General features: G+C 72.2%; 27 protein-coding genes. 13 read left to right on the forward strand and 14 right to left on the reverse strand.

Annotation, left to right across the window (positions count from 1 at the left end; translation table 11 throughout):
* Positions 1–78: 78 nt before the first annotated feature.
* From M3673_RS01415 to M3673_RS01430, 4 genes are all read right to left on the reverse strand, one after another.
* The gene (locus M3673_RS01415; RefSeq protein ID WP_251531025.1) at positions 79–513 is read right to left on the reverse strand and encodes a hypothetical protein; all 435 of its coding nucleotides are present in this window, start codon (positions 511–513) and stop codon (positions 79–81) included.
* Positions 514–682: 169 nt separating this feature from the next.
* Entirely contained in the window at positions 683–1,198 is a 516-nt protein-coding gene (locus tag M3673_RS01420; protein ID WP_251531027.1) for a SigE family RNA polymerase sigma factor, read from the reverse strand.
* Entirely contained in the window at positions 1,185–2,519 is a 1,335-nt protein-coding gene (locus M3673_RS01425; protein ID WP_251531028.1) for a hypothetical protein, read from the reverse strand. The genes M3673_RS01420 and M3673_RS01425 overlap by 14 nt, the downstream gene beginning before the upstream one ends.
* Positions 2,520–2,543: 24 nt before the next feature.
* A complete protein-coding gene (locus M3673_RS01430; protein ID WP_251531039.1) occupies positions 2,544–3,281 on the reverse strand; it encodes a phosphatase PAP2 family protein in 738 nt (245 codons plus the stop codon).
* Positions 3,282–3,383: 102 nt separating this feature from the next.
* On the opposite strand from M3673_RS01430, the gene M3673_RS01435 reads away from it, so the two are divergent.
* Positions 3,384–4,634, forward strand: a complete 1,251-nt coding sequence (locus tag M3673_RS01435; RefSeq protein WP_251531041.1) for an alpha/beta fold hydrolase — start codon at positions 3,384–3,386, stop codon at positions 4,632–4,634.
* Between the two features lie 114 nt (positions 4,635–4,748).
* Here M3673_RS01435 and M3673_RS01440 read toward each other — a convergent pair whose 3' ends face one another.
* The gene (locus M3673_RS01440) at positions 4,749–7,610 is read right to left on the reverse strand and encodes an aconitate hydratase (RefSeq protein ID WP_251531043.1); all 2,862 of its coding nucleotides are present in this window, start codon (positions 7,608–7,610) and stop codon (positions 4,749–4,751) included.
* Between the two features lie 238 nt (positions 7,611–7,848).
* Between M3673_RS01440 and M3673_RS01445 the strand changes: the two genes are divergently transcribed.
* The 3 genes from M3673_RS01445 to M3673_RS01455 all read left to right on the forward strand — a co-directional run bounded on the left by M3673_RS01445 (position 7,849) and on the right by M3673_RS01455 (position 10,545).
* Positions 7,849–8,655 carry an ABC-2 family transporter protein gene (locus M3673_RS01445; protein WP_251531045.1) on the forward strand — a complete coding sequence of 269 codons (807 nt, stop codon included), beginning with the start codon at positions 7,849–7,851 and terminating at the stop codon, positions 8,653–8,655.
* A gap of 130 nt (positions 8,656–8,785) precedes the next feature.
* Positions 8,786–9,559, forward strand: coding sequence for an ABC-2 family transporter protein (locus tag M3673_RS01450; RefSeq protein ID WP_251531047.1), 774 nt, complete (start codon positions 8,786–8,788; stop codon positions 9,557–9,559).
* Complete coding sequence (locus M3673_RS01455) at positions 9,556–10,545, forward strand: ATP-binding cassette domain-containing protein (RefSeq protein ID WP_251531049.1); 990 nt, start codon at positions 9,556–9,558, stop codon at positions 10,543–10,545. The genes M3673_RS01450 and M3673_RS01455 overlap by 4 nt, the downstream gene beginning before the upstream one ends.
* 107 nt (positions 10,546–10,652) lie before the next feature.
* Here the strand turns inward: M3673_RS01455 and heR are convergent, their stop codons facing one another.
* From heR to M3673_RS01470, 3 genes are all read right to left on the reverse strand, one after another.
* Positions 10,653–11,450 carry a heliorhodopsin HeR gene (gene heR / locus M3673_RS01460; RefSeq protein WP_251531051.1) on the reverse strand — a complete coding sequence of 266 codons (798 nt, stop codon included), beginning with the start codon at positions 11,448–11,450 and terminating at the stop codon, positions 10,653–10,655.
* A 373-nt stretch (positions 11,451–11,823) separates the two neighbouring features.
* The gene (locus tag M3673_RS01465; protein WP_251531052.1) at positions 11,824–12,231 is read right to left on the reverse strand and encodes an Lsr2 family protein; all 408 of its coding nucleotides are present in this window, start codon (positions 12,229–12,231) and stop codon (positions 11,824–11,826) included.
* A gap of 163 nt (positions 12,232–12,394) precedes the next feature.
* The gene (locus tag M3673_RS01470) at positions 12,395–13,537 is read right to left on the reverse strand and encodes a TDT family transporter (protein WP_251531053.1); all 1,143 of its coding nucleotides are present in this window, start codon (positions 13,535–13,537) and stop codon (positions 12,395–12,397) included.
* A 93-nt stretch (positions 13,538–13,630) separates the two neighbouring features.
* Between M3673_RS01470 and M3673_RS01475 the strand changes: the two genes are divergently transcribed.
* The 7 genes from M3673_RS01475 (at position 13,631) to M3673_RS01505 (ending at position 19,379) form a co-directional block, all read left to right on the forward strand.
* Positions 13,631–14,557 (forward strand): LysR family transcriptional regulator, encoded by a 927-nt coding sequence (locus M3673_RS01475; protein ID WP_056862601.1) that lies wholly within the window; start codon positions 13,631–13,633, stop codon positions 14,555–14,557.
* Positions 14,558–14,969: 412 nt separating this feature from the next.
* Complete coding sequence (locus M3673_RS01480) at positions 14,970–15,467, forward strand: uracil-DNA glycosylase (protein ID WP_228943499.1); 498 nt, start codon at positions 14,970–14,972, stop codon at positions 15,465–15,467.
* 82 nt (positions 15,468–15,549) lie between these two features.
* Entirely contained in the window at positions 15,550–16,203 is a 654-nt protein-coding gene (locus M3673_RS01485; protein ID WP_228943497.1) for an alpha/beta fold hydrolase, read from the forward strand.
* A gap of 130 nt (positions 16,204–16,333) precedes the next feature.
* Positions 16,334–16,825, forward strand: coding sequence for a sigma-70 family RNA polymerase sigma factor (locus tag M3673_RS01490; protein ID WP_035906936.1), 492 nt, complete (start codon positions 16,334–16,336; stop codon positions 16,823–16,825).
* Positions 16,822–17,475: an anti-sigma factor gene (locus tag M3673_RS01495; protein WP_251531054.1), complete on the forward strand. Its 654-nt coding sequence runs from the start codon at positions 16,822–16,824 to the stop codon at positions 17,473–17,475. The genes M3673_RS01490 and M3673_RS01495 overlap by 4 nt, the downstream gene beginning before the upstream one ends.
* A 56-nt stretch (positions 17,476–17,531) precedes the next feature.
* Complete coding sequence (locus M3673_RS01500) at positions 17,532–18,233, forward strand: hypothetical protein (RefSeq protein ID WP_251531055.1); 702 nt, start codon at positions 17,532–17,534, stop codon at positions 18,231–18,233.
* A 165-nt stretch (positions 18,234–18,398) separates the two neighbouring features.
* Positions 18,399–19,379, forward strand: coding sequence for a YeeE/YedE thiosulfate transporter family protein (locus tag M3673_RS01505; protein ID WP_056862597.1), 981 nt, complete (start codon positions 18,399–18,401; stop codon positions 19,377–19,379).
* Between the two features lie 358 nt (positions 19,380–19,737).
* Here the strand turns inward: M3673_RS01505 and M3673_RS01510 are convergent, their stop codons facing one another.
* Both M3673_RS01510 and M3673_RS01515 read right to left on the reverse strand, forming a co-directional pair.
* A complete protein-coding gene (locus M3673_RS01510; protein ID WP_251531056.1) occupies positions 19,738–20,964 on the reverse strand; it encodes a class I SAM-dependent RNA methyltransferase in 1,227 nt (408 codons plus the stop codon).
* Positions 20,961–23,003, reverse strand: a complete 2,043-nt coding sequence (locus M3673_RS01515; RefSeq protein ID WP_056862595.1) for an APC family permease — start codon at positions 23,001–23,003, stop codon at positions 20,961–20,963. The genes M3673_RS01510 and M3673_RS01515 overlap by 4 nt, the downstream gene beginning before the upstream one ends.
* A gap of 70 nt (positions 23,004–23,073) precedes the next feature.
* Between M3673_RS01515 and M3673_RS01520 the strand changes: the two genes are divergently transcribed.
* Positions 23,074–23,721, forward strand: a complete 648-nt coding sequence (locus M3673_RS01520) for a TrkA family potassium uptake protein (RefSeq protein ID WP_227489238.1) — start codon at positions 23,074–23,076, stop codon at positions 23,719–23,721.
* Between the two features lies 1 nt (position 23,722).
* Complete coding sequence (locus M3673_RS01525; RefSeq protein ID WP_056862593.1) at positions 23,723–24,394, forward strand: TrkA family potassium uptake protein; 672 nt, start codon at positions 23,723–23,725, stop codon at positions 24,392–24,394.
* 51 nt (positions 24,395–24,445) lie between these two features.
* On the opposite strand, the gene M3673_RS01530 is transcribed toward M3673_RS01525, so the two are convergent.
* From M3673_RS01530 to dut, 4 genes are all read right to left on the reverse strand, one after another.
* Entirely contained in the window at positions 24,446–25,216 is a 771-nt protein-coding gene (locus M3673_RS01530) for a DUF3159 domain-containing protein (protein WP_200918933.1), read from the reverse strand.
* The gene (locus M3673_RS01535; RefSeq protein ID WP_056862592.1) at positions 25,213–25,575 is read right to left on the reverse strand and encodes an OB-fold nucleic acid binding domain-containing protein; all 363 of its coding nucleotides are present in this window, start codon (positions 25,573–25,575) and stop codon (positions 25,213–25,215) included. The genes M3673_RS01530 and M3673_RS01535 overlap by 4 nt, the downstream gene beginning before the upstream one ends.
* A gap of 7 nt (positions 25,576–25,582) precedes the next feature.
* Positions 25,583–26,254: a DUF3710 domain-containing protein gene (locus M3673_RS01540; protein WP_251531058.1), complete on the reverse strand. Its 672-nt coding sequence runs from the start codon at positions 26,252–26,254 to the stop codon at positions 25,583–25,585.
* 102 nt (positions 26,255–26,356) lie between these two features.
* Positions 26,357–26,809: a dUTP diphosphatase gene (dut, locus tag M3673_RS01545; protein ID WP_056862590.1), complete on the reverse strand. Its 453-nt coding sequence runs from the start codon at positions 26,807–26,809 to the stop codon at positions 26,357–26,359.
* Positions 26,810–26,864: the final 55 nt, after the last annotated feature.

Below are 26,864 nucleotides of genomic sequence, written 5' to 3' on the forward strand. Positions count from 1 at the left end.
CCCACCGTAGCCGCGCCGCCGTCCTCGACTGTGAGCACCGCCCGGGAGCGGCCCTGCCGACGGGCTCGGCGGGTGGGGTCAGCAGGCGACCATGACGACCTGCCTGCCCACTCCCTGCTCGTCGACGGCGACCCACCACACGCGCACGGGGCCCTCGAGGCCGATCCCGGTGGGCGGGAGGCAGGTCGGCCGACCACCCTGGTGGAAGTCACCGCGCCGGTCGGTCCAGGCGACGTCGCGCGGCACGGAGACGGTCCACCCGTCCTCGAGCTCGCAGCTGATAGTGCCCTGCGCCGACAGGCAGCTGACGTCCTCCTCCACGACCCGGGCGTCGCGGCCCACGGCGAAGCCGAGCCCCGCCGCGACCACCACCAGCGCGCCCGTCGCGAGCAGCCAGCGTCGCGCCGAGCCCTGCGCGCGCGTCCCAGCGACGGACCCAGCGGTCGCGGACGGCGCCGCGGGCTGCGGGACGGACTGCGGCGACTGCGGGACGCCGGGGCCGGGTCTGCTCACGACGGCAGTGTGCCAGGCCGGAGCCCCGACGGACCGGCTGTTCCTCCGGTCGCACGTCGCGGGCCGGGCGGGAGGAGGGACCGGTCGGCGGGTCTCCTCCCGCCTCCTGGTCCCCGGCCGCCGTCACGCCCAGCGGCCGCAGTCGCGCACGCCGGCTCCGGGAGCGACGTCAGCGGCGGACGTCCTCCAGCAAGTCGTCGGTGTCCGGGAGCAGCACCCGCAGCCGCGCCAGGGCGTCTCGAGCCTGCGACTTGACCGTGCCGACGGCGATGCCCAGGGCCTCGGCGGTCTCGCGCTCGGTCAGGTCGTCGTAGTACCGCAGCACCACGACGGCCCGCTGCCGCGGCGCGAGCCCGGCCAGGGCCCGCCGCAGCAGCGCCCGGTCGTCGAGCCGGTCGTCGAGCCCCGCGTCGGGCGCGACCACGTCGGGCACGTCGTCGGTGGACGTCTCACGCCACCGCCGCGCCCGCCAGCGCGACACGCTCTCGCGGGCCAGCACCTGGCGCACGTAGGGCTCGGGTCGGGCTGCCACCTTCGCCCAGTGGGGCACCGTCTTGGCCAGCGCCACCTGCACCAGGTCCTCGGCGTCCTGGTGCTGGCCGGTCAGCAAGTAGGCCGTGCGCAGCAGCGCCGGCCGCCGGGCCGCCACGAAGGCCTCGAACCCGTCGCGGTCAGCGGACGGCACGACGCCTCCAGGCCCGGACGGCGAGCAGGGCCGCGACGAGCACCGCTGCCACGCCGCCCCACACGACGCGGGGGTCGACGGGCGTCGGGGGCTCCGCGCCCCGCCGGGTGGGGCTGCCGAGCAGGTCGGTGGCGACCTGGACCCCACCGCCGACCACGTCCTCGTCCACGGCGAGGACCCGGCTGGGCGCGCCCCCGTCGAGGGGCGCCAGGTCCACCACCGCCGCGTCGCGGCGTGGCGACGGCAGCCGCAGCACGGCCACGGCCTCGTCGACCCACCCGAGCACCTGCAGGGTGCCTGCCGTCGACGGGAGGAGCTCGACCGGGGAGCCCGTCGTCGCAATCGCGACGGTGCCTGGGCAGCTGCTCCCGCCCGCGGCCCGCCCGGCGGAGACGAAGGCGAATCTGGACGCACCGGGGTCCACGACGGGCGGCTCGCACGTGTCCTCCCCCGCTCGTGCGACGGCCGTCGTACGTCGCACCCCGCCCTCTCCGTCGAGCGCCCACAGCCGTGCCCGGGACCGGTCGCCGAGCAGCAACCCCCGGGGTGCCGCGCCGACGACGCGCGCGGGGTCCAGGCCGGGCACGGTCCGCGGTCGCTCGTCGGACAGGCGCCACACCTGCAGCGTCCCGGGCTCGACGACGTCCTGATCGGCGTCAGGGTCGTCGTCGCCGCCTCGGTACTGCCCCGAGCCCAGGGCGAGGGTCGTCGCGTCGACCCAGGTCAGCAGCTCCGGGTCGAGCCCGTGGGCGGTGGGGATGTCGTGACGTCGCACGTCACCGCTGACGGTGTCGTAGACCGCCACCCCCGTCACCGGTCCGCTCGCGGTGCGCGGTGACTCCGTGGTGCTGCCGGTCGTCCAGTAGGCGACGTGGGCGCCGTCGGGTGAGAGCGCCGGCGAGCCGACCTCGGCCGTCAGTCCCGGCAGGTCTAGGAACCGGTAGGAGCCGTCGAGGGCCGACACCCCCACCACGCCGGGAGCGCCACCCAGCCACCCGCCTCGCTCGGCCCCGACGAGCACGGCGACCGGGCCGGCGGGCTCCGCCCCCGTGCCCGGCAGCCAGGCCCCGGGCGCCCACACGTGGTCGGGGAGCGCGGGCTCGCCGAGCCCCGAGGCCGGTTCCACCGACGGGTGCGACCGGAGCCAGGAGGTCCCGAGCAGCACGACGAGCACCAGCGCGGCGGCCAGGGACACCGCGATGGTGCCGCGCCGGCGGTCGCGCTGCCACCGCCGGCCGCGGTCCCAGGCGTCGCCCGGGTCCGGAACCGGCTGCGCCTCCTCGGCCAGGTCGGCCAACCGGTCGTGCAGGGTCCTGCTCATGGGGTCCTCCTCGGGCTCATCCCCTCATACGTGTCGACCCGCCCCGAGGGAGGGGTCCGTCGCTCCTGCGACCGCCGTGCGCCCCACCGGAGCCGGCAGCACAGCGCGGCCGACGACGAGCAGCCACGCGCCGGCGTAGCCGACGCTGGTGACGACGTCGGTGACGTGGTGGGCGCCCTGGTAGAGCCGTGCGGCCAGCACGAGCACCGGCACGAGGAGGATCGCCAGCGCCCACGGGCGCGCGGCGGCGGAGTAGGCGAGGGCGAGCAGGGCCAGGGCGCCGTACGCCGTGACCGCGGTGCCGACGTGGCCCGACGGGAAGCTGTGGTCGGGCACGAGCCCCGGGTCGAGGATCCGCACCGGGGGCCGGTCGCGCGAGATCAGGTGGGTGCCGACGGCGTAGATCCCGCCGGTGCCGGCCACGACGAGCGCCACGAAGACCAGCGGGCGCCAGGTGCGACGCCAGGCGGCGAAGGCCAGCGCCGAGAGCGCCGCGACGGCCATGCCGACCGGGGTGTCGGCCAGCAGGGTGCCGACGTCGGCCACCTCCCCCAGCCCCGGGGTGCGCTCGTCGGCGATGCCGCGCGAGACGTCGTCGTCCCACCCGCCCACCGAGGAGGCGAGCGTGTGGGTGAGCAGCCAGCCGACGCCGAGCACCACGGCGACCAGCACCACCCAGGTCAGGACGAGGCGGCCGGCGGTGGCCAGCAGGGCCCGGGCGCGCGACGCGGGCTCGGCCGGGGTGGTCGTGGTGGAGGGCATCGGGCCAGTCTGGTGCACCCGGCGCCCGGTCGCCCCGCTCCGCCGCGCCGACGGAGGCGCTCGCCCGGCACGCCGAGGTGGCGGCGGGAGCAGACTGGGCCCGTGACCCCCCATCGCACGACCTTCCCCGACGGCACGACCACCCTCGAGCACGAGCTGGAGGTGCCGCTCGACCACGCCGACCCCTCGCGGGGCACCCTCACGGTCTTCGCCCGCGAGGTCGTCGCGCCGGGCGGCGAGCAGCGGCCCCACCTGGTCTTCCTCCAGGGCGGTCCGGGCTCGGAGGCGACCCGGCCCACCTTCGGCCCCACCGCGCCCGGCTGGGTGGCGCACGCCCTGCGCCACTTCCGCGTCGTGCTGCTCGACCAGCGCGGCACGGGCCGCTCCACGCCGATCGGCGAGCCCGCCGACCTCGGCGCCACCCCGCAGGAGCAGGCCGACCGGCTCGCGCTCTTCCGCGCCGACGCGATCGTCGCCGACGCCGAGCTGCTGCGTGCCCACCTCGGCGTGGAGCGCTGGTCGGTCCTCGGGCAGTCCTTCGGCGGCTTCTGCCTGCTGCACTACCTCAGCGTGGCGCCGGGGTCGCTGGCCGCGGGCTACTTCACCGGCGGGCTGCCGCCGGTCGCCCGCCCGGTCGACGACGTCTACGCCGCGACCTACCCGACCGTCCTGGAGCGCAACCGGCTCTTCCACGAGCGCTACCCCGCCGACCGCGACCGTGTGCGACGCGTGCACGACCTGGCTGCCGAGGGCCGCATCGTCCTGCCCGGCGGCGACCGGCTGACCCCCGCCCGCCTCCGCAACGCCGGCAGCGTGCTCGGCATGTCCTACGGCGCGGAGACGATGCACCACCTGCTGGAGCTCGACCCGCTCTCCCGCGCCTTCCGCCACGACCTGGCCCACCTCGTGCCGTGGGGCGGTCGCAACCCGCTCTACACGCTGCTCCAGGAGTCCTGCTACGCCGACGGCACCACGACGGGCTGGGCCGCGGCGCGCACCCTGCCCGAGGAGTTTCGGGCGGACCCGACGCTCTTCGTCGGCGAGCACGTCTTCCCCGAGACGATCGCCGACGACTCCGAGCTGGCGCCGCTGGCCGGGGCCGCCGACCTGCTGGCCCACCGCGCCTGGCCGCGGCTCTACGACGCCGACGCGCTGGGCGAGGTCGACGTGCCCTGCGCGGCCGCGGTCTACGCCCGTGACCCCTACGTCGACGCGACGCTGTCGCTGGAGACCGCCGCCCTGGTGCCGACGCTGAGCACCTGGGTCACCGACGAGCACGAGCACGACGGCCTGCGCACCTCCCCCGAGGTCGTCCTCGACCACCTCTTCGCCCTAGTGCCGCCTCCGCGGTGAGACGCCCGGCCCCACCCGCACGCGCCCGGACGCACCGGTGCCCCGGGCCGCTGCTGCGGTCCGGGGCACCGGTGGTGGAGCGGGTCGGCCCGTCCTGGGACGGGCCCGGCTCGGTCAGGCCTTGAGCAGGTTGCGCAGGACGAACTGCATGATGCCGCCGTTGCGGTAGTAGTTCGCCTCACCGGGGGTGTCGATGCGCACAACGGCGTCGAACTCGACGTCGTCGTGGCCGCCACCGGTGGCGACGACCTTGACGGTCCTCGGGGTGGAGCCGTCGTTGAGGGCGGTGACGCCGGTGACCGAGAAGGTCTCCTCACCGGTCAGGCCGAGCGACTCCGCGCTCTGGCCCTCGGGGTACTGCAGCGGCAGCACGCCCATGCCGATGAGGTTGGAGCGGTGGATGCGCTCGTAGGACTCGGCGATGACGACCTTGACGCCCAGCAGCGCGGTGCCCTTGGCCGCCCAGTCGCGCGAGGAGCCGGAGCCGTACTCCTTGCCCGACAGCACGACCAGCGGGGTGCCCTCGGCGATGTACTTCTCCGAGGCCTCGAAGACGGTGGTGACGTCGCCGGAGCCGTCGGCGGAGAAGTCGCGCGTGAAGCCGCCCTCGGTGCCGGGGGCGATCTGGTTGCGCAGGCGGATGTTGGCGAAGGTGCCGCGGATCATGACCTCGTGGTTGCCGCGTCGCGAGCCGTAGGAGTTGAACTCGCGCTGCTCGACGCCGTGCTCGGCGAGGTACCTGCCGGCCGGCGAGTCCTTCTTGATCGCACCCGCCGGGCTGATGTGGTCGGTGGTGACCGAGTCGCCGAGCTTGAGGAGCACGCGGGCGCCCTCGATGTCGGTGACCGGGGCCGGCTCGTCGGGCATGCCGTCGAAGTACGGAGGCTTGCGGACGTAGGTGGACTCGGGGTCCCAGGCGAAGGTCTTGCCCTCGGGCGTGGGCAGCGACTGCCACTGCTCGTCGCCGGCGAAGACGTCGGCGTAGTCCTTGGTGAACATCTCCGAGGTGATGGCGTCGGCGATGACGTCCTCGACCTCGGCGGCGCTGGGCCAGATGTCCTTGAGGAACACGTCGTGGCCGTCGGTGTCCTGACCCAGCGGGTCGGTGAACAGGTCGACGTCCATCGAGCCGGCCAGGGCGTAGGCCACGACCAGCGGCGGGGAGGCCAGGTAGTTCATCTTGATGTCGGGGTTGATGCGACCCTCGAAGTTGCGGTTGCCCGAGAGCACGGAGACGACGGCGAGGTCGTTGTCGTTGACGGCCTGGCTGACCTCGGGGATGAGCGGGCCCGAGTTGCCGATGCAGGTCGTGCAGCCGTAGCCGACGAGGTTGAAGCCGAGCTTGTCGAGGTACGGCGTGAGGCCGGACTTCTCGTAGTAGTCCGAGACGACCTTCGAGCCGGGCGCGAGGGTGGTCTTGACCCAGGGCTTGCGCTGCAGGCCCTTCTCGACGGCCTTCTTGGCCAGCAGGGCCGCGCCGATCATCACCGAGGGGTTGGAGGTGTTGGTGCACGAGGTGATCGCGGCGATGGTGACGGCGCCGTGGTCGAGCTCGAACTGCGTGCCGTCAGCCAGCGTGACCAGGGCGGGGTTGCTCGGGCGACCGCCGTCGGCCGGGGCGGCCGAGACGTAGTCGCGCGGCGGGGCCGAGCCGTTGCCCTCGTGGGAGGGGGCGTCGGAGGCCGGGAAGGTCTCCTCGACGGTCTCGTCGTAGCCGGTGGCGCCCGCGGCGTCGTCGGGGTCGTTGTCGCCCTCGTCGACGTACTCGCTCAGCGCACCGCGGAAGGCGGCCTTGGCCGAGGTGACCTCGACGCGGTCCTGGGGGCGCTTGGGCCCGGCCAGCGACGGCACGACGGTGGAGACGTCGAGCTCGAGGCGCTCGGAGTAGCGCGGCTCGGCCGACGGGTCGTGCCACAGGCCCTGGGCCTTGGCGTAGGCCTCGACCAGCGCGAGCTGCTCCTCGGAGCGGCCGGTGAGCTTGAGGTACTTCGTGGTCTCCTCGTCGATCGGGAAGACCGCGATGGTCGAGCCGAACTCGGGGCTCATGTTGCCGATCGTGGCGCGGTTGGCCAGGGGCAGCGCGGAGACGCCGGGGCCGTAGAACTCGACGAACTTGCCGACCACGCCGTGCTTGCGCAGCATCTCGGTGATGGTGAGCACGAGGTCGGTGGCGGTGGTGCCCTCGGGCAGGTCGCCGTTGAGCTTGAAGCCGACCACGCGCGGGATGAGCATGGAGACGGGCTGGCCGAGCATGGCCGCCTCGGCCTCGATGCCGCCCACGCCCCAGCCGACGACGCCGATGCCGTTGACCATGGTGGTGTGGGAGTCGGTGCCGACGCAGGTGTCGGGGTAGGCCTGCAGGCTGGTCGTCCCGTCGCCGGCGTCGACCTCACGGGTGAAGATCGTGCGGGCGAGGTGCTCGATGTTGACCTGGTGCACGATGCCGGTGCCCGGGGGGACGACCTTGAAGTCGTCGAAGGCGCCCTGGCCCCAGCGCAGGAACTGGTAGCGCTCGCGGTTGCGCTCGTACTCGATCTCGACGTTGCGCTCGAAGGCCTCGGGGGTGCCGAAGACGTCGGCGATCACGGAGTGGTCGATGACCATCTCGGCCGGGGCCAGGGGGTTGATCTTGCTGGCGTCGCCGCCGAGCTCGGCCATCGCCTCGCGCATCGTGGCCAGGTCGACGACGCAGGGCACGCCGGTGAAGTCCTGCATGATCACGCGCGCCGGCGTGAACTGGATCTCCTTGCTGGGGTCGGCGTCGGCGTCCCAGCCCGCGATCGCGCGGATGTCGTCGGCGGTGATGTCGGCGCCGTCCTCGGTGCGCAGGAGGTTCTCCAGCAGCACCTTGAGGCTGAAGGGCAGGCTCGCGACGTCGAGGCCCTCTCCCTCGACCGCGTCGAGGCGGAAGATCTCGTAGGACTTCCCGTCCACGTCCAGGGTGCTCTTGGCACCGAAGCTGTCCTGACTGGGCATGCGCCTTCATCTCCTCTGGTGCGACGCGTGCGCGTCGCCGTCTCTGGTTCGCCGCTGCCATCTTGCCGTCGGGACGCACCCCCTCAAAAGGAAGGCTGCCCTAACACCGAGCGACCGGTTACCGTCAGTTTGTCTTGATGTCAAGATACATCATGTCAAGCGATTGCGGTACGCCGCGCCGCGTCGGGCGCGCGGCTCCGTTGCGGCGCGTCGCCGCGGCGGGTAGGTTCTCGCGCTTGTGCGTGGCTCGGGGCGGACCTACTGGCGACTGCTCGTCGCCGGCTTCCGGCGCGGCTCGACCTACCGCCTGGCCGCGCTCGGCGGGCTGGTCGCCAACGCCACCTTCGGGCTGCTCAAGGTGGCCGTGCTGCTCGCCACCGTCGAGGCCGCCGGCGGCGAGCTGGCCGGCTACGACGCGGCGCAGATGAGCGCCTACATCTGGCTCTCCCAGGGTCTGCTCGGCTCGGTCAACCTCTTCGGGCGCACCGACGTGGCCGAGCGGATCAAGACCGGCGACATCGCCGTCGACTTCCTGCGCCCCCTCGACGTGCAGGCCGCCACGATCACCACCGCCGTGGGCCAGGCGCTCTTCGCGCTGCTCCCCCGCGGCGTGCCCTCGGTGGTGCTCGGCGCCCTCGTGGTGGGCATGGCCACCCCCGACCACCCGGCGTCCTACGCCCTCGGCGCGCTCAGCGTGCTGCTCGGCATCGTGCTCTCGTGGGCCACGGTCTACGTCGTGGCCACCGCCGGCTTCTGGCTGGTCGACGCCCGCGGGCTCCAGGTGCTCTACATGGTGGTCTCGGGCTTCCTGGCCGGCCTCTTCGTGCCGATCTGGCTCTTCCCCTCCTGGCTGGTCGCGCTCGCCCAGGCCACCCCCTTCCCGTCGATGCTGATGTACCCCGTCGACGTGCTGTCGGGGCGCGTGGAGGGCCACGGCGCGCTCGCGATGGTCGCCGCCCAGGTCGGGTGGCTGGCTCTCGTGCTGCTCGCGGGCCACCTGCTCACCCGCGCCGGGCGGGTCCGCCTGGAGGTGCAGGGTGGCTGAGCCGACCCGGGCCCGGCCCGCGACCGGGACCGCACCCGGGACCGGGACCGCACCCGAGTCCGCGCCCGCCGCCGGGACCCGCCGCGGACCGCTCGCGCGCGGGCGGCGCGCTGCTGCGCCGTACCTCGCGGTGCTGGGGTCGCGGGCGCGCTCGCAGCGCTCCTACCGCGTCGGCTTCGGCGTCGACCTCGCCAGCTCGCTGCTGGTCGGCATGGTGGAGCTGGCCGAGGTGTGGGTGCTCTTCCACAACGTCGAGCGGCTCGGGGGCATCGACTTCGCGCAGGTGCTGCTGGTCTTCGGCCTCGCCGACCTCTGCTTCTCGCTCGCCGACCTCGCCTTCGGCCACTGCGACACGCTGCCGACCTACGTGCGCGCCGGCACCCTCGACGTCTTCTACCTGCGCCCCCAGCCGCTGCTGCTCCAGCTCGTCACCAGCGACCTGAGCCTGCGGCGCCTGGCCCGCGCGGCCGTCGGGCTGGCCGCCCTCGTGGCGGGGCTCGTGGTCAACGACGTGGCGTGGTCGCCGGCCACCGTCGCGCTGCTGCTCGTGGCCGTCGCCAGCGGGATCGCGACCTTCGCCGCGCTCTTCGTCACCGCCGCCGGGCTGCAGTTCTTCCTCCTCGACGGCGCCGAGCTGACCAACGCCTTCGTCTACGGCGGGCGCTACGCCGCCTCGCAGCCGGCCAGCGTGTGGTCGCGGCCGCTGGTGGTCGTCTTCGGCTTCTTCTTCCCCATGGCCTTCACCGCCTACCTGCCCGCCCTCGCCCTGCTCGACCTGCCCGGGTCGGACTGGCTGCCGGGCTGGCTGGGCTGGTGCGCACCGCTGGCCGCGGTGTGGGCCTGGGCCCTGGCCACACTGAGCTGGCGCACCGGCGTGCGCCACTACCGAGGAGGCGGCGGATGAGCGGTCCCACGACACCGGGCGGCCCGGACGAGACCGGGCCCGTGATCGAGACCCACGGGCTGACCCGGGAGTTCACGGTGCGCGACGGGCTGCGCCGCCGCCGCGTGAGGGCCGTCGACGACCTCACCGTCACCGTCGGGGCCGGGGAGGCGGTGGGCTACATCGGCGCCAACGGCGCGGGCAAGTCGACCACCATCAAGATGCTCACCGGCATCCTCGTGCCGACCTCCGGCACGGTGCGCACCTGCGGGCTGCGTCCGGTCGAGGACCGGCGCCGCCTGGCGCGTCGCGTCGGCGTGGTCTTCGGGCAGCGCTCGCAGCTGTGGTGGGACCTCCCGGTGCGCGAGTCGTTCCGGATCCTGGCCGCGATCCACTCCCTCGACGCCGCCGCCGAGCGCGCCCGCACCGAGGAGCTCGTGGAGCGCCTGGAGATGGGCGACGTCCTCGGCACCCCGGTGCGCCAGCTCTCGCTGGGCCAGCGGATGCGCGCCGAGGTGGCCGCGGCGCTGCTGCACTCCCCCGCGCTGGTCGTGCTCGACGAGCCCACCATCGGCCTCGACGTGCTCTCCAAGCAGCGGCTGCGCGAGTTCCTGGTCGCCGAGCGCCGCGCCCATGGCACGACCCTGCTGCTGACCACCCACGACATGGGCGACGTCGAGCGGCTCTGCGACCGCGTGCTGCTGGTCGACCGCGGCGCGCTGGTCTTCGACGGCGACCTCGCCGGGCTCTCGCGCACCGTCGGCGCCGAGCGGGTCATGGTCGTCGACCTCGCGGGGGCGACCCCCGACCTCACCGGCCTGCCCGACGTACGCCACCTGGGCAGCGAGGGCGGTGGCCTGCGTCAGCGGCTCTCCTTCGACCCCGACACCACCACCGCCGCGCGCGTGCTCGCCGACGTCTCCGAGCACGCCGAGGTGCTCGACCTGTCGATCGAGGAGCCCGACGTCGAGGACGTCGTGCGCCGGGTCTACGCCGCCCGCCGCTGAGGCGGCTCGGCCGGTCAGGGAGAGGCCGAGGACGAGTCGGTCGGCCTCGACCCGACCGTGCAGGTCCCCACAGCCGGGCCCGCGGGCCGCCGGTGCTCCCGGTGGCCTCAGCCGGCCAGGGACCCCGCGAAGATCTGCCAGGCCAGCGCGGACTTCGCGCCGAGACTCAGCGCCAGGTAGACCTTCTCCCCGAACGCATAGCTGCGCCACGGCCCGACCTCGCGGTACTGCAGGTACTGGTTGAGCGCGAACGACGTGAAGAACACGAAGAGCGAGACGAAGATGCCGTACACGAACCCGGGGACGGTCTCGGACCCGACGATGTTGACGGTGATCGCGACCCACGGCGCGGCGCCCGCGATGCAGCCGAACCAGAACGGCAGCATGGTCGTGGACGACCGTCCGGGCGGGTTCATCGTCTCCTGGAGCCAGCCGAACAGGATCATCGCCACGTTGGCGCCGATGATGGCGATCGCGGCGTTGACCTGCGTGATGCCGGCGTAGAAGGCGATGAGCAGGATCATGATCGTGGCACTCACCGAGTACTCGACCCAGCGGAAGACGTTGATCCCCCGCCTCAGGTCGCGCTCGTAACGGGTGCGGAGCACCGTCGCGGTCAGACCGTGGTCCAGCGCGGCCAGGGCGAGGAACGCGGCGACGGCGAGGCTGATCGGCACGTCGAAGGCGACGCTCGGAGCAGGGACACGGCTACCTGGGGGGCCTTCCGGGTAGGCCGTCGACACGTCGATCGCGAAGTCCGAGGCGAGCACCAGCACCGCGATCGCCTGGGCGGCGTGGAGCACCGTCAGGCCGACGTTCCACCGCCTCAGGTTGGTCAGCCTGGCCTCGTCGAGCTCCGCGGCCGGGGCCTGCGAGGTGCGGGAGGAACGCTTGCGGCTCGTCACGCGTCCAGTATGGCGGCCGTGGGAGCGGCGTGCGGCTCCCACGGCCATCTCTGGGCCCTGAGGCCGGTCCGTGGCGTCGACCACGGGAGCCCGAGCAGCCTCAGCGCGTGTCAGCGCGTGTCAGCGCGGGTCAGCGCCCGCTTGCTCCAGCAGGGCGACGCACTCCACGTGGTGCGTCATAGGGAACAGGTCGATGGGCCCGAGCGTGAGTGCGATCGTGTGCGACTGGGTGCACCCCACCGGCGAAACTGACCTCTGACCTGCAGCGATGCCGCCCGAGAGGTCTGAGGTCGTCAGCACGCCACAAAGGGAGCTTGCGAATCAAGGCGAGCCCATTCCGAGCCCTCGTGTCTGCGGGCACCGACGGTCGCAATCAACTGCATCTTGAGGTGTCGCCGCGAGCGCGTGCTTCGAGGTACTGATCCATCTCCGCCACGGGGATCCGGCCACGGTCGGAGACGACGATGTCGTGCGTGGACGCCCAGCGACGTACGTCCGCCGGGGTCGGCGGTGCGGGCGCGAGCGGCGGTGCCGATTCGAGGGCTCGTGCGGCATTGGCGCCGACCATCTCCTCGGCCAGTCCTGCGCTCGCAGCTGCGAGGAAGCGGTAGGTCCGCCCCTGGGCGAGCTTGCGGGTCTCGCAGAACATGATCGGAACGTTGGGGAACCGGATCTGGCACTCGGCGATGCCGTCGGCCACGACACTCGGCCGGACGTCCTCCGGCATCCTGATCCTCACCCTGCCCGCCAGCTCTGTCACCGCAGGCGTCGTCGTGCTCACCTCGGCATCGGGTACCGCACCCTCCGCCACCGACTCGACCGCCAGGCGCAGGCCTGACTCACATCGCTGCCTGACATGTCGATGCCGTGTCGAATCCAGTCGCTCGTGACCGAGCCCGACCATGCTTACGTGCCGGATCAGCACAGTCCGGGGCCAAAGGGTGTTAGGCCGGGGCACGCAGCAGGTGGCCGGAGAACACTCCGCGCCCGGTACGAACCGCCACGGTCCCCCAGGCGAGCAGGAGGCCGGCGTAGAAGAGCACTGCAGCGACGACCAGGAAGTGCGCACCCGTGATGGCGGCCAGTCCTGACGTCCCGGTGACGACGGTGCCGACTGGGAAGGTGAAGGACCACCAGGTCAGCGAGAAGGGCATGCCTGCTCGCACGGTGCGGATTGTGATGGTGATCGCGAGCGCGAGCCACAGCATGGCGAATCCCCACATGGGTGCCCCGTAGACGAGCCCCATGGCCTCGAAGGCGCGCCCGTACGGTGCGGGGTAGACGTCGGTCGCGGTTGCTCCAAGCGTGTGCGCGGCGGTGATCGACTGGCCGAGCGGGCCGAGCACGATCCACAGCGTGGGCACCGCGGCCGCGGCCCCGACCTTGTGGTGAACCATCCGACTCCAGATCATCGTGATCACGACCAGGCTGGCGACGAGGGTGAGACCGAACATCATCGTGCAGGCCAGCTGCATGCTGAGCTGCCACTGACCGGCGGGCAGGTGGGGCAGCAGCAGTGGGCCGGTGGCCGCGCTGACCATGGGCGGCACGATCGGCATCAGCCAGCCTCCGAAGGCGGCGTCCGGCTTCACCTCGTGGGTGGTGAAGGCCTTGTACGGCACGGCCACCGCGGTCCAGAGACCGAGCAGGGTGCCGGCGGTCCAGAGCACGAAGTCGATCCCCACGGCTGTGCCCTGGCCGACCAGCGGCTGACCGACCAGCAGCGCACCTGCACCGACGGTCATCAGCGCCATGGCCGGGGCGCCGTAGAAGTGCGACATCACCGGGTTGTCGAGGTGTCCCCGCGCGGCGCGGGGGTGCTGCGTCCAGTGGATGAGCGTGGCCGTGCTGATGACGACGAGCAGGATCACGTCGAGAACCCACACAGTCCGTGCGAAAGGCAGAAGGCCGGGGACCTTGACGGGCAGGGTCGCGGCGGCGTTCGCGACGATCCCGGTGCCCATCACTGAGGCGAACCAGTTCGGGCCGATGAATCCGAACGCGGGCTGTCCCTCGAGATCGGTCAGGAAGGAACGACGATCCGCGGGGCGCACGCTGGTGCTGGCGCGGGCTTGGAGAATGCTCATGACGTCAGTCTGCGAGCGCGCAGCGTGGGTCAGTAGTCCCCGCCGAGTTGTGCATCCACAACCAGCGCTTGTGACTGACGGTAGGTTTGACCTGTGTCCTCTCCCCATCTTCCCGACCTCGATGGACTGCGGCTTCTCGTGGGAATCGCCCGCTATGGCAGCATCGGTGGTACGGCCCGCGCCAACGGCATGAGCCAGCAGGCCGCGTCTGAACGCGTGCGGGCGATGGAGGCCCAGACCGGGCTGACGCTTGTGCGACGCGGCGCACGTGGATCACAGCTCACCGAGGCCGGCGTGGTCGTAGCCGAGTGGGCGGCGAGGTTGCTCGATCTGGCCGAAGAGGTCGACATCGCGATCGAGGGGTTGCGCGGCGACCGTAGTCGCGAGCTCGTGGTGTGGGCGAGCATGACGATCGCAGAGAGTCTGATCCCCCGCTGGCTGGTGCAGCTGCGACAGCGACAGCAGAGCGAGGGCTACCGGGCGACGTCAGTGAGTCTCCATGCCTCCAACAGCCGCGACGTGGTCGAAGCGGTTCGCGCAGGAACGGCCCACGTGGGCTTCGTCGAGGGAGTCGAGGCGCCGGCGGCGGTGCGGTCTGTCATCGTCGCCCAAGACGAGCTCGTCCTGGTCGCGGCGGCCGGCACGCCGTTGAGTCGACGACCCACCCCTCTGTTGCCCGAGGAGGTGGCAGCACTTGCGCTGACCAGTCGTGAGGAGGGCTCGGGCACCCGCGAGGTCCTCGAGATCGCCCTGGCCAAGCATGGCTTGGTGGTGGACGACCCGGAGGTGGAGCTCACTACCGCGACCGCTGTACGTGAGGCGGTCCTTGCCGGTAGCGCGCCGGCGTTCCTCAGCCGTCGCGTCGTCGCGCACGACGTGGCCTCCGGGAGCCTGAGTGTCGTGGCGGTCTCGGACCTCGATCTGAGACGGTACTTCCGCGCCGTCTGGGTCGGAACCAAGAATCCGCCTGCGGGCGCGGTGCGTGATCTCGTGGCGATCGCGCGGACGACCGAACGCTGACCAGAGCCCCTGCACGACGAATTGGTAGACCACCAGCAAGGGTTCCGAGCACCACGAGCAAGCCGAGCGAGGCCTGCTGCTCGCCGGCTTCGTGGTGTACCCCCACAACACGGCCTTGTGTCCCAGCATCGCGGACGTGTAGGCGCGAGCAGGCGGCTCGGCCGCGCTCGGCATAGGATTTCGCTCATGACGTGGTCGCCTCATGCCCGCGACGAGCAAGCGCTCCCACTCCCGGTGGTCGCCGGCCTCGTGCGCCCATGCATCGCTACAGGTGTCGCGCCCGTGGGCTGGAACTGACTGCGTGCGACCAGACCCCGCAAGCAAGCGAGCCCGCGTCCATGACACCCCGGTCCGCCGTCTGAACGAGCTGGTCGAGCGGTGGCGGCTGGGAGGTTCGACCGGTTCCAGGTTCGTGCCTTGGTTCGACCCCGACGGCGCGGGCACCAGCGCTCGGGTCCTGCTGCTGATGGAGGCGCCCGGCCCCAGGACGGTCGCGGCGGGCGACCTGGGCTTCAGTTCGCTCGACAACGACGATGCCACCACCCGACAGGTCCGTCGGGCGCTGAGCCCTTCCGGGCTCGACCCGGCGCACTGCCTGCGCTGGAACGTCGTCCCCTGGGCGTTGACCAGCTCTGGAGGTCGACGCCGCAGCCCCCGGGTCGATGACCTGGAAGATGCCCGGCCCGCCTTGAGTGCGCTGCTCGCCGAACTGACCGACCTCCGGGTGGTGGTCCCCTTCGGCAGCGCGGCGCTTGAGGGCTGGATGCGGTACCTCACGCTCACCGACCATCCGGTCGTCATCCCCACCCTGGCCGTTCCCCATCCCTCACCTGTCAACGGACACCGGCGCCAGGAGGCCCTCCAGCGAACCACCACCGCACTGGAACGAGCAGCAGATCTCTGCCGGTGAACGGCCCACTCCCTGGTGCGAGGACAACTGCCGTCAGCCTCTGGTAAGTATTTCGACCGGCAAGCGACCTAGTGTGGCGGACATGCTCAGAAGCCTCACGCGAAGCGCAGTGGCACCGGTCGTCGTGCTGGCCCTCACCAGCTGCGGAGGGGCGCCCCAAACGGCCGGCAGTGCCTCAGCCGGCGGCTCCTCAGGGCAGACGATCGTCGTTGCCGACGCCCCGGCGCTGAGGTGGGGCGAGGGAGACTACGGAGTCGTCCTCGCACATGGCGCTGCTTTCGACGCGGCCAGTTGGGAGGAGCAGGCCGTCGCGATCGCCGATCAGGGGGCGAGCGTGATCGCTGTCGAGGACATCGACCCCGATGCGATTCGCGACGCCGTGGAACAGCTACAGGGCGAGGGAGTCGCCGACGTTGCGCTCGTCGGGGCCAGCGCTGGGGCCGACGCCATCCTCGATCTCGCGAGCCAGGACCCAGAGCTGGCCGATCAACTGATCCTGCTGTCGCCGAACGCAACGGTCGAGGGGCTCGGGGAGGAACCGAAGCTCTTCGTGGCCAGCAAGGACGAGCCGGTGGCCCACGTCTCGACGGAGTCGGCCGAGTCTTCGCCCGGTGAGGAAAACGCGGTGATGATCCTTCCGGGCTCGGCCCACGCGCAGAACATCTTCGCCACCGACCAGGCCGGACCGGTCCTCGACGCGATGCTCCAACGCCTCAAGCGCTTCGCTGCCCCGTGAGCCCCCACGGAGCCGTCGTGCACGGCGCGACACGGTGAACCGATCCCGAGAGCGCGTCGTACCCAGGCTCGTGAGATCGCTACGCCCGGGCTCGCGGGCACCCGGTAGGACGGCCGAAGCCGACGAACGGGTGCTGACCGAGCTCTACCTACGACACGGAACGGCGCTGATGACCTTCGTGCTGCGCCTGGTCGATGACCGCGGCCGGGCCGAGGACGTCGTGCAGGAGACGATGCTGCGCGGCTGGCGCAACCTGGACAGGATCGATCCGAGTCGCGGTGAGCCGCGGGCCTACCTGTTCGCGGTGGCCCGCAACCTGGTCATCGACCTGTGGCGCGCCGACGAGCGCCGCCCACGACTGATCGGCGACGACGACACCGTGGCAGCCCAGTCGGTCGGTGACCGCGCCGACGCGCTCGTCGACGCCTACGTCGTCGAGCAGGCACTGGACCGGCTCTCACCCGAGCACCGGGCCGTGGTCGACGAGCTCTACTACCGCGGCGCCACCGTCACCGAGGCCGCCAGCACCCTCGGGCTCCGCCCCGGCACCGTGAAGTCACGCTCGTACTACGCGATCCGCATCCTGCGGACCGCATTCGAAGAGATGGGAGTCGAGCGATGAACCAGCACGAGGAGGACCGCGCCCACAACCGGCTGCGCGACCTGCTGGGCCCCTACGTCCTGGGCGGTCTCGACGCCGACGACCGGGCCCGGCTCGAGGCCCATCTCCCGGCCTGCGCCTCGTGCCGCGACGAGCTCGCGACGTACGCCGGGCTGCCGGCGCTGCTGCGGGCCGGGGCGCCGTCATCAGCACACCGCGAAACCTCCGATGCTGCCTTGGGTGACGCGATCGGAGCCCTGCGGACCCGTCGTCGACGTCGCCGGCTGCTCCTCACCGCTGCCGCCGCGGTCGTGCTGGTCGCGGGAGCGGGTGTCGGCACGGCGGTGGTCCTCGAACCCGACGCACCCGTCGCTACGACTCTCGCCCTGAGCGCACCGGCGGGAGTGAGCGCCACCGGTGCGGCCTCCTTGAGCGCCAAGCCGTGGGGCACGTCGGTCGAGCTCGACCTGCGGGGGCTCCCACAAGACGAGCAGTTCGTCGCCTGGCTGGTCTCACCCGAGGGAGAGCGCCAGCAGGTCGCCACCTGGGGATCGACCGGCAATGGCGAAGCGCACGTGACCGGGGCCTCGGCTTTCGCCACGCGCGATGTCGCCCAGGTTCGAATCACCGACTCCGACGGTGGTCTCGTGATCTCCGCCACCACTCGGTGAACCGATCCGCCGAAGACGGCGTACCCCTGCCCGACACCCGACGAAAGGGACCCACCATGAACAAGACCACCACCGCCCTGACCGCCCTCACCACCCTCACCGTGACCGCAGCACTCGCAGGCAGCTACGCCGCCACCACCGGCAGCGCCTCCGCCACCTCCGGGCCAGGGCACCGCGACCGCCATGACGCGGCCAAGTCCGTGGACGTCGAGATCCTCGCCCCCGCACGCGGCGACAACGCCGGCATCGCCGGAGCCGGGTGGTTCGTCGACCTCGACATCGAGTTCGACGACACCTCGCTCGCAGGCACCGGCTTCACCGCCAGCCAGTTGACCGGGCCGGCCGCGCACAACAACACCGCTCCCTTCCCCGGGAGCTTCTCGACCGGTGCCGACGACCGGATGCCCGGCCTGGTCGTGCTCACCAGCACCACCAACAGCACCCTCCCCGGCTTCTCCGGGCCCGGAACCAACCTGGCCAACCTGTTCAACCTCACCGGCGTCACCGACCGCTCCGAGAACGACGTCGAGATCTGGGACACCTGGATCGTCGGCGCCCCGATCGCCGGCAAGGACGTCACCACCACGTTGACCGTTGCCGTCATCGACGACCTGAACCACGACGGCATCTACAACGACGCACCCGCCGTCGTCACCGACCAGAACGCCGACGGACGCATCGACCGCCGCGACCTCGAAGCCATCGGCGTCGCCTCCAAGGTTGAGACCGTGGACTTCCGCATCAACGGCGCATCCTGAAGGAGATCCGAGCGCTCTCCCGTCATCGCGCACCGATCATCACCTCGGACATGACTCGTCGGTCGAGCGGACCACCCTGGGGCAGGCAGAATCGACGAATGCCGACACCCCACCTGGAGCCACGATGACCGCCCCGCCAGTCACTGGCGCCATCCCCACCTGGGCATGATCACCTCCGTCATCACCGGAGCGGTGGCCGGCGTGGTCATGGGCTACGCGCTGCAGCGGGGGCAGCTGTGCTTCCACTCCGCGATCCGCGGCTCTTTGGACGGCCGGTTGCTCCTGGTCCGAGGCTGGGCCCTCGGCGTGGCGCTGGCCTCGGTGGGCCTCGCGCTGCTACTCCTCCTTCCGGGCGCCAGCGGCCTCAACCAAGGCTTGGCTTTCCGCCCGGTGGCGAACGTGACCGGCGGATTGATCATCGGCATCGGAATGGTCGTGGCCAAGTCATGCGTCTCGGGGCTGTTCTACAAGCTGGGCTCAGGCATGCTCGGTGCCCTGGCCGGGCTGACCGGCTGGGCAGCGGGTGAGCTGATCGCCCGCCAGCTCACGCTGCCCGGGCCGACCGTGCTTGCGGGTGGCGAGGCCGCCACCATCCCCGGCCTGCTCGGGGTGCCGCGCCTCGGCGTGGCCGTCCTGCTCCTCCTCGGCGTCGCGATCGCTCTCCGGCTTCGGCCGGGTCGTGAGTCCCCGGCCCACGACTGGCAGTGGGGGTGGCGACGGATCGGAGTGGGCCTCGGGGTCGCGATCACCGGCGGATGGGCCTTGGCGGGCCTGGGCGGCGCCAGCTTCGGCCCCAGCTCTGTCGGTGCCGTCGCGAGCATCGCCGGCGGCTCCCCCACCAACTACTGGTTGATCACGTTCCTCCTGGGCATCGTCGCGGGTGGCACCCTTGCGGCTCGTATCGCGGGCGGGTTCTGGGTCCGTGGCGAGGAGCCGGTCCGCTACGTCCAGCTCGCGGGCGGTGGGCTCCTGCTCGGGTCCGGAGGCTGGATCGCTGGGGGCTGCAACCTCGGCCACGGACTCTCCGGAGTCGCCCAGCTGAACGTCTCCTCGCTCGTGGTGGTGGCAGCCATGGTCGCCGGGGTCTGGGTCGCGGGGCTCGGCGCGAGCCGAGTCGCAAAGCGGTCGTCGACCGCTGGTCGATAGCACCTGGGTCTGCTGCACCATCCGGTGACAGGATGACGGCCCCATGGGTTGGTGACACGATTCAGTGCAGCAGACCCGTTCGAGTCGCTGCCCAATCACGGCCAGACCGAGGCCATCGAGTCGAGCGAAGGTGGCCAGGTCAGGGCGGCCGAAGCCGGCCGGCGGGGTAGCGTCGGGCACGTCGAGGTCTTCCAGATGGTGAGCGTCAGAACTTCCATCTTCGGAAGACCTCGACGCCTACCTGGGGACCGACGCGCCAGCCCGGCCTACACCCTCATCTGGAAAGAGCCTTCACAGTGAGCCCAAAGCGAGCCTCAGGGCCGGTTCCGAGGGATCGACCTCGAGGACCCAAATCGCATCACCGCAGGTCAGAGCCGGTTTTCGTCAACAGCGCGACGCACTCGACGTGGTGCGTCATGGGGAAGAGGTCGAAGGCGCGCAGCGAGGTGAGGCCGTAGCCGTGCTCGGCGAAGATGGCGACGTCGCGGGCGAGGGCGGCGGGGTCGCAGGCGACGTAGGCCACCGCGCGCGGCGAGCGGGAGACGACCTGCTCCACCACGACCCGCTTGGCGCCGGTGCGCGGCGGGTCGAGCACGACGAGGTCGACGCTGTCAGGGCCCTCCTGAGCGCGCAGGGCCAGCACCTTCTCCACCGGCCCGCACACGATCTCCAGGCCGGTGCCGCGCTCGAGCAGCGGGGCCAGGTTGCTGCGGGCGTGGCCCGAGGCGGTGCGGTCGGCCTCGACCGAGGCGACGCGGCCGTCGGCGCCGACGGCCTCGCCGAGGAAGCGGGCGAAGAGGCCCACGCCGGAGTAGAGGTCGAGCACCGACTCCCCCGACCGCGGGGCGAGCGCGTCGAGCACGGCGCCGACGAGGGCGGCCGGCGCCCCGGGGTGCACCTGCCAGAAGCCGTCGGCGGCGACGGTGAAGTCGTGCGGCCCGACCGGTCCCGCGGCAGTCGTGGCGCTGACGGTCTCGCTCAGGGTGCCGGGGCCCGGCTCGCGGGCCTCGGGGTGCGCGATGAGGCAGTCGTCGATCGCGACGACCTCGCTGGAGCGGTGCTTGCGCATGCCCACGCGGCGCCCGCCGTCGTCGCCCTGGCCCAGGTCGACGTACTGCATGCGCGTGCGCCAACGCAGGCCGTGGTCGTCGCCGGGCACGGCCTCGACCTCGACGGTCAGGTCGAGGCCGGCGAGGCGGCGCAGCTGCTCGGCGACCACGGCCGCCTTGAGCCCGCGCTGGGCGCCCAGCTCGACGTGCTGGAAGTCGCAGCCGCCGCAGCCGCCGGGGCCGGAGTAGACGCAGGGCGCGGTGACGCGGTCGGGGGAGGCGGTGAGCACCTCGACGGCGTCGCCGCGCCAGAAGCGGTCGCCGTCGGTGCCCTCGGTGATCGCGAGCACGACCTGCTCGCCGGGCAGCGCGTGGCGCACGAAGACGACCCGCAGGTCCTCGCCGTCGGGCACACGGGCCACGCAGTGACCGCCGTGGGCGACGGGGCCGACCTCGACCTCGAAGCGCTCGCCGACGCGGGAGCGTCCCCGCGCGGCTCGGGGGCGGGCGGCGCGGGCGCGGGGGTGTCGGGTCATCGTCTCAGCTCGTCGGGGTGGCGCTCGTCGACCTGGCCTCGGCGCAGGTCTCCGGGTCGCACGCGGAAGTCGTCGGACAGCTGGCGCTCGCGCGCGATCTGCGAGGAGCGCAGCTGGTAGGGCACGGAGGTCACCATGACCCCCGGGGTGAAGAGCAGGCGGCCCTTGAGCACGAGCGCGGTCTGGTTGTGCAGCAGCTGCTCCCACCAGCGTCCCACGACGTACTCGGGGATGTAGACGGCGACCACCCCGCGCGGGTTGGAGCGGCGGATCTCGGTGGCGTACTCCACGATCGGGCGCACCAGCTCGCGGTAGGGCGAGTGGAGCACCTTGAGCGGCACGTCCATCTTGCGCTCGTCCCACTCGGCGAGCAGCTTGTCGGTGGCCACGGGGTCGACGGAGACGTAGATGCCCTCCAGCACGTTGGGCCGGGTCGCCTTGGCGAAGGCCAGCGCGCGCAGCGTGGGCTTGTGCAGCTTGGAGACCAGCACGATCGCGTGGACGCGGGTCGGCATGACCCGGTCCTCCTCGTCGGCGGCCAGCTCCGCGGAGACCTTGTCGTAGTGGCCGCGGATGCCGCGCATGAGGGCGTAGAAGAAGATCATCGCCAGGATCGTGATCCAGGCACCGGCGAGGAACTTGGTGACCAGCACGATCACGAGCACCACGGCGGTGAAGCTGAGCCCGATGGCGTTGATCAGGCGCGAGCGCACCATGCGGCGCCGCTCGGCGGGGTCGCGCTCGGTCTGCAGCAGCCGCGTCCAGTGGCGGATCATGCCGAGCTGGCTGAGGTTGAAGGACACGAAGACGCCCACGATGTAGAGCTGGATCAGCCGGGTCGTCTCGGCGTCGAAGGCCAGGATCAGCACGATGGCCATCACCGCCAGGAAGACAATGCCGTTGCTGTAGGCCAGCCGGTCGCCGCGCGAGCCGAGCGCGCGGGGGGCGAAGCCGTCGTTGGCCAGGATCGAGCCCAGCACCGGGAAGCCGTTGAAGGCGGTGTTGGCGGCCAGCACCAGGATGATGCCGGTGACCGTGACCACGAGGTAGAAGCCCGGCGGGAAGTCGCGGAAGACCGCCTCGGCGATCTGGGCGATGACGGTGTGCTGGTCGTAGTCGGCCGGCAGCGCCTGCCCGTCGCGGGTGAGCCGGTCGAGGTCGTGGGGGTCGACGTACTTCAGCCCCATCTGGCGGGCCAGCACGATGACGCTGACCATCATCGAGATCGCGATCATGCCGAGCAGCAGCAGCGTCGTGGCGGCGTTCTTGCTCTTGGGCCGCTTGAAGGCCGGCACGCCGTTGGAGATCGCCTCGACGCCGGTCAGCGCGGCACAGCCCGAGGAGAAGGCCCGGGCGAGCAGGAAGAGCAGCGCGAAGGTGGTGAGCGGGCCCTCGAGGCCCGGCTCGGGGGTGATGGTGAGGTCGGCGCTCTCGACGCGGGGCAGGTTGCCCGTGAAGAGCTGGAAGAGCCCGATGCCGCACATGCCGAGGATCGCGACCATGAACAGGTACGTCGGCGCCGCGAAGAAGCTGCCCGACTCCCGGATGCCGCGCAGGTTCATCGCCATCAGCAGCAGCACCAGCAGGGAGCCGAAGGTCGCCTCGTGCCCGCTGAGCGCCGGGATGGCCGACGCGGCGTACTGGGCGCCGGAGGAGATCGAGACGGCCACGGTGAGGATGTAGTCGACCAGCAGGGCGCTGGCCACCGTCGTCCCGGCCTTCGGGCCCAGGTTGACGGTGGCGACCTCGTAGTCGCCGCCACCGCTGGGGTAGGCGTGGACGGTCTGGCGGTAGGAGGCGATGACCGCCGCCATCACGATCGCGACGGCGATCGCGATCTTCCACGACCACATGTAGGCCGAGGCGCCGGCCAGCGACAGCATGATGAAGACCTCGTCGGGGGCGTAGGCCACCGAGGAGAGCGCGTCGCTGGCGAAGACCGGCAGCGCGATGCGCTTGGGGAGCAGCGTCTCCCCCAGCTGGGAGCTGCGCAGCTTGCGTCCCAGCAGGATCCGTTTCGAGACGTCGCCAACTCCCACGCGACGGAACGCTACGGCACGCACGGCCCGGAGCCCTAGGCGATACGGTGACGGCGTGCACGTTGTGATCATGGGCTGCGGCCGCGTCGGCTCGACGCTCGCGCGCAGTCTCGAGGACCGGAACCACACCGTGTCCATCATCGACAGCGAGCCGGACGCCTTCCGGCGCCTCGGCCCGGGGTTCAACGGCGACAAGGTCACCGGCTACGGCTTCGACCAGGAGGTCCTGGAGAAGGCCGGCATCCGCCGCGCCGACGCCTTCGCCGCGGTCTCCAGCGGCGACAACTCCAACATCATCGCCGCGCGGGTCGCCCGCGAGACCTTCGGCCTCCAGCAGGTCGTCGCCCGCATCTACGACCCCGGCCGCGCCGAGGTCTACCAGCGCCTGGGCATCACCACCGTCGCGACCGTGAAGTGGACCGCCGACCAGGTGCTGCGCCGGATCCTGCCCGCCGGCGCGGAGCCCGACTTCCGCGACCCCAGCGGCACCATCCGCGTCGACCACGTCACGGTGCCCGAGTCGTGGATCGGCCACCGCACCGTGGCCATGCAGGAGCAGAGCCGCAGCCGCATCGCGTGGATCGACCGGCTCGGCGAGGGCATGCTGCCCTCGCGCGAGACGATCCTGCAGGAGGGCGACATGCTCCACCTGGTGATCCGCGAGGACAACGCGGCCCACGCCTACGCCGTGCTCGACCGAGGACCTGAGGAGCACTGACGTGCGAGTCGCCATCGCAGGAGCCGGCGCCGTGGGCCGCTCCATCGCCCGCGAGCTGATCGGCAACGGCCACCAGGTCCTGCTGATCGACAAGAACGCCGGCTCCATCAAGCCCGAGCGGGTGCCCGACGCCGAGTGGCTGCTGGCCGACTGCTGCGAGATGTCCTCGCTGGAGGAGGCCGGGCTGGAGCGCTGCGACGTGCTCATCTGCGCCACCGGCGACGACAAGGCCAACCTGGTCGCCTCGCTGCTGGCCAAGACCGAGTTCGGGGTGCCGCGCACCGTCGGGCGGGTCAACCACCCCAACAACGAGTGGCTCTTCAGCGAGGCGTGGGGCGTCGACGTCAGCGTCTCGACCCCGCGCATCATGTCGGCCCTGGTCGAGGAGGCGGTGAGCGTCGGCGACCTCGTGCGGCTCTTCACCTTCCGCCAGGGCAACGCCAACCTGGTCGAGATGACGCTGCCCAGCGACTCGCCCTACGTCGGCAAGCCCTCGGGCCTCATCCCGCTGCCCGACAACTGCGCGCTCGTCACCATCCTGCGCGACGGCCAGGTCTACGTGCCGACCCCGGAGCAGCCGGTGGAGTCGGGCGACGAGCTGCTGCTGGTCGTGCCGGCCGAGAAGGAGGACGAGCTCGAGCGGCTGCTCGCGCCCTCCTCTCACGGCGGCTGAGCCGACCGGCGTACGCCGGGGCCGCGCGGCGCCCGGGGTGCCGGGCGGGGCTCAGGCCACGGCGGGCGAGACGGGCGTGCGGTTGCGGCCCAGCACCCACATCATCGCGCCGAGGGCGAGCAGCTGCAGCGGCCAGCCCAGCGCGATCTTGAGCACGCCGAGCGCGGCGACGACCGTGTCGACGTCCATGGCACCGGACTGGCCGGCCAGCCACAGCGGCAGCTGGAGGGCGACCCGCACGACGCACGGCACGGCCAGCAGCCACGTCAGCGTGGTGCACAGCCGCACGACCTGCTTGTCGGCGTGCCAGGCCGTGGGGTCGCCGGTGACGCTGCCGACCATGAAGCCCACCAGGGGCCAGCGGATCAGGCAGGTCAGCCCCATCGCGACGGCGTAGACGCCGTTGTAGATCAGGCCCGGCAGGAAGTAGGCCAGCGCCTGCTCGTCGGCGCTGCCGCCGTTGCGCGCCGAGAGCGCGACGAAGAACCAGCCGATGCCGATGCCGACCAGCGCGTTGACGGCGAACTGCACCGTGGAGCGCTGCACGAGCCGCACCACCAGGGCCAGGGCGGCGGCCGCGCCGCCGACCGCGATGGCGAGGTTCAGCTCGCGCGTGGTCAGCCACAGGACGGTGAAGAGGAGGGTCGGCACGGCGGCCTCGACCATGCCGCGACGCCCACCGAGGGCCTTGGCCAGCTGCGCGCGCACCACGGCCTCGACGCTCTCGACCCCGGGGTCGTGCTCGGGCTGGTCGACGGGCGGGCCGGGCTGGTCGGCGGACCGGGACAGGGGGTCGCCGGCGGGACGGAGCGGGTCGCTCACGGGATCAGCTCGTAGCGCGGGTTGTACATGACGCGCACACCGTCGTGGCAGCCGATGCGACCCTGCACCTGCATCGACACCCCCGGGGAGATCCCGACGATGCGGCGGCGGCCGAGCCACACGATGGTGATGACCCCGGAGCCGTCGAACAGCTCGGCCTCCAGGGCCGGCACCCCGCCGCGCGGGCGCAGCGTCACCGTGCGCAGCGTGCCGCGCAGCACGACGCGCTCACGGTCGGGTGCGGCGGCGATCGTGTCGTGGCCGGGCTCGCAGTAGGTCTTGCGCAGGTCGCGGGCGTGCTGGTCGGAGCTGTTGGCCCACTTGCTGATGCTGCGGCGCAGCCGGCTCTTCTCGCCCACGGGTGGTCTACTCCCCCGTGGGCTGGGTGAGCTGCTGGCCGGTCTCCTGGGCCGTGCGCTGGGCGGGCTGCACCTTGCGCGCGTTGTCGGGCAGCGAGACCGGCAGCGCCTCCCCGACGGGCATGGCGCCCTCGCCGCGGCGCACCGCGACCCGGGTGATGACGTGCTCCCAGTCGGCCGCCGTCTCCGGCTCGCGCGCGGGACCGCCGATGAGGGTGGCGCGCAGCAGCCACCGCGAGCCGTTGACGCCGATGATGCGCGAGTGCTGCGTGCCCGTGCGGCCGTCGGGCAGCTGGGTGGCCAACTGGCACTGCAGCTCCACGCCGAAGGGACCCTCGACCTCGGTGGCGGTGCCGCCGCGGCGGGTCATGTCGGCGGCGATCTGGGGCCTGACCTCGCTCCACAGGTCGCCGTTGCGGGGGGCGGCGAAGGCGCGCAGCTCCAGCGCCCCGTCGGGGCCGGCCAGCATGACCGCCTGCACCTTGCCGGTGGACTCCTCGACCTGCAGGCGCAGCTCGCGGTCGGCGCTCGGCTCGATGAGCAGCGAGCCGAGGTCGGCGCGGGTGACGCCGTCGTCGGGGAGGTCCTCGACGTCGAAGGGGCCGCGGGCCGGCTCCTGGGGCTGCGACGCGTCGTCGAGCTCCTCGGCGGTGACCTGGGACTTGCGGCGGAACTTCACGAGAGCCTGCTCCTCGGTGGATCGTCTGGGTCGGCCCACCCGGCACCGCCCCGGACGGGTGCGGCTGCGCGGTGGGCGCGCTGCGGAGGTGCGGCCCTGGGGTCAGCCCTGGCCGAAGCCTCCGGTAGAACCGTAACCCCCCTGGCCGCGCTCGCTGTCGGGGAGCCGGTCGACCTCGACGAAACGCACCCGCTCGACGCGTTGCACGACCAGCTGCGCCACCCGGTCGCCGCGTCGCAGCAGGATCGGCTCGCCCGGGTCGAGGTTGACGAGGAGCACCTTGACCTCGCCCCGGTAGCCCGCGTCGACGGTGCCCGGGCTGTTGACGATGGACAGGCCGTGGCGCGCCGCGAGCCCCGAGCGGGGGTGCACGAGCCCGACGTAGCCCTCCGGCAGCGCCAGCGCGATGCCCGTGGGCACGAGCGCGCGCTCGCCGGGGGCCAGCGTCACGTCGACGGTGGTCAGCAGGTCGGCGCCCGCGTCACCGGGACGGGCGTACGCCGGCAGCGCCAGGTCGGCGTCGAGGCGCACCACGGGCAGCTCGAGGTCACTCATGGCCCGGACCCTAGCCCCGCGCGAGGCCGGGCCGCGCCGCGCACGGCCCTCCCGG

Origin of the sequence: Nocardioides sp. P86 (genome assembly GCF_023712465.1) — a bacterium.
In the GTDB taxonomy this organism is placed as follows: domain Bacteria; phylum Actinomycetota; class Actinomycetes; order Propionibacteriales; family Nocardioidaceae; genus Nocardioides; species Nocardioides kribbensis.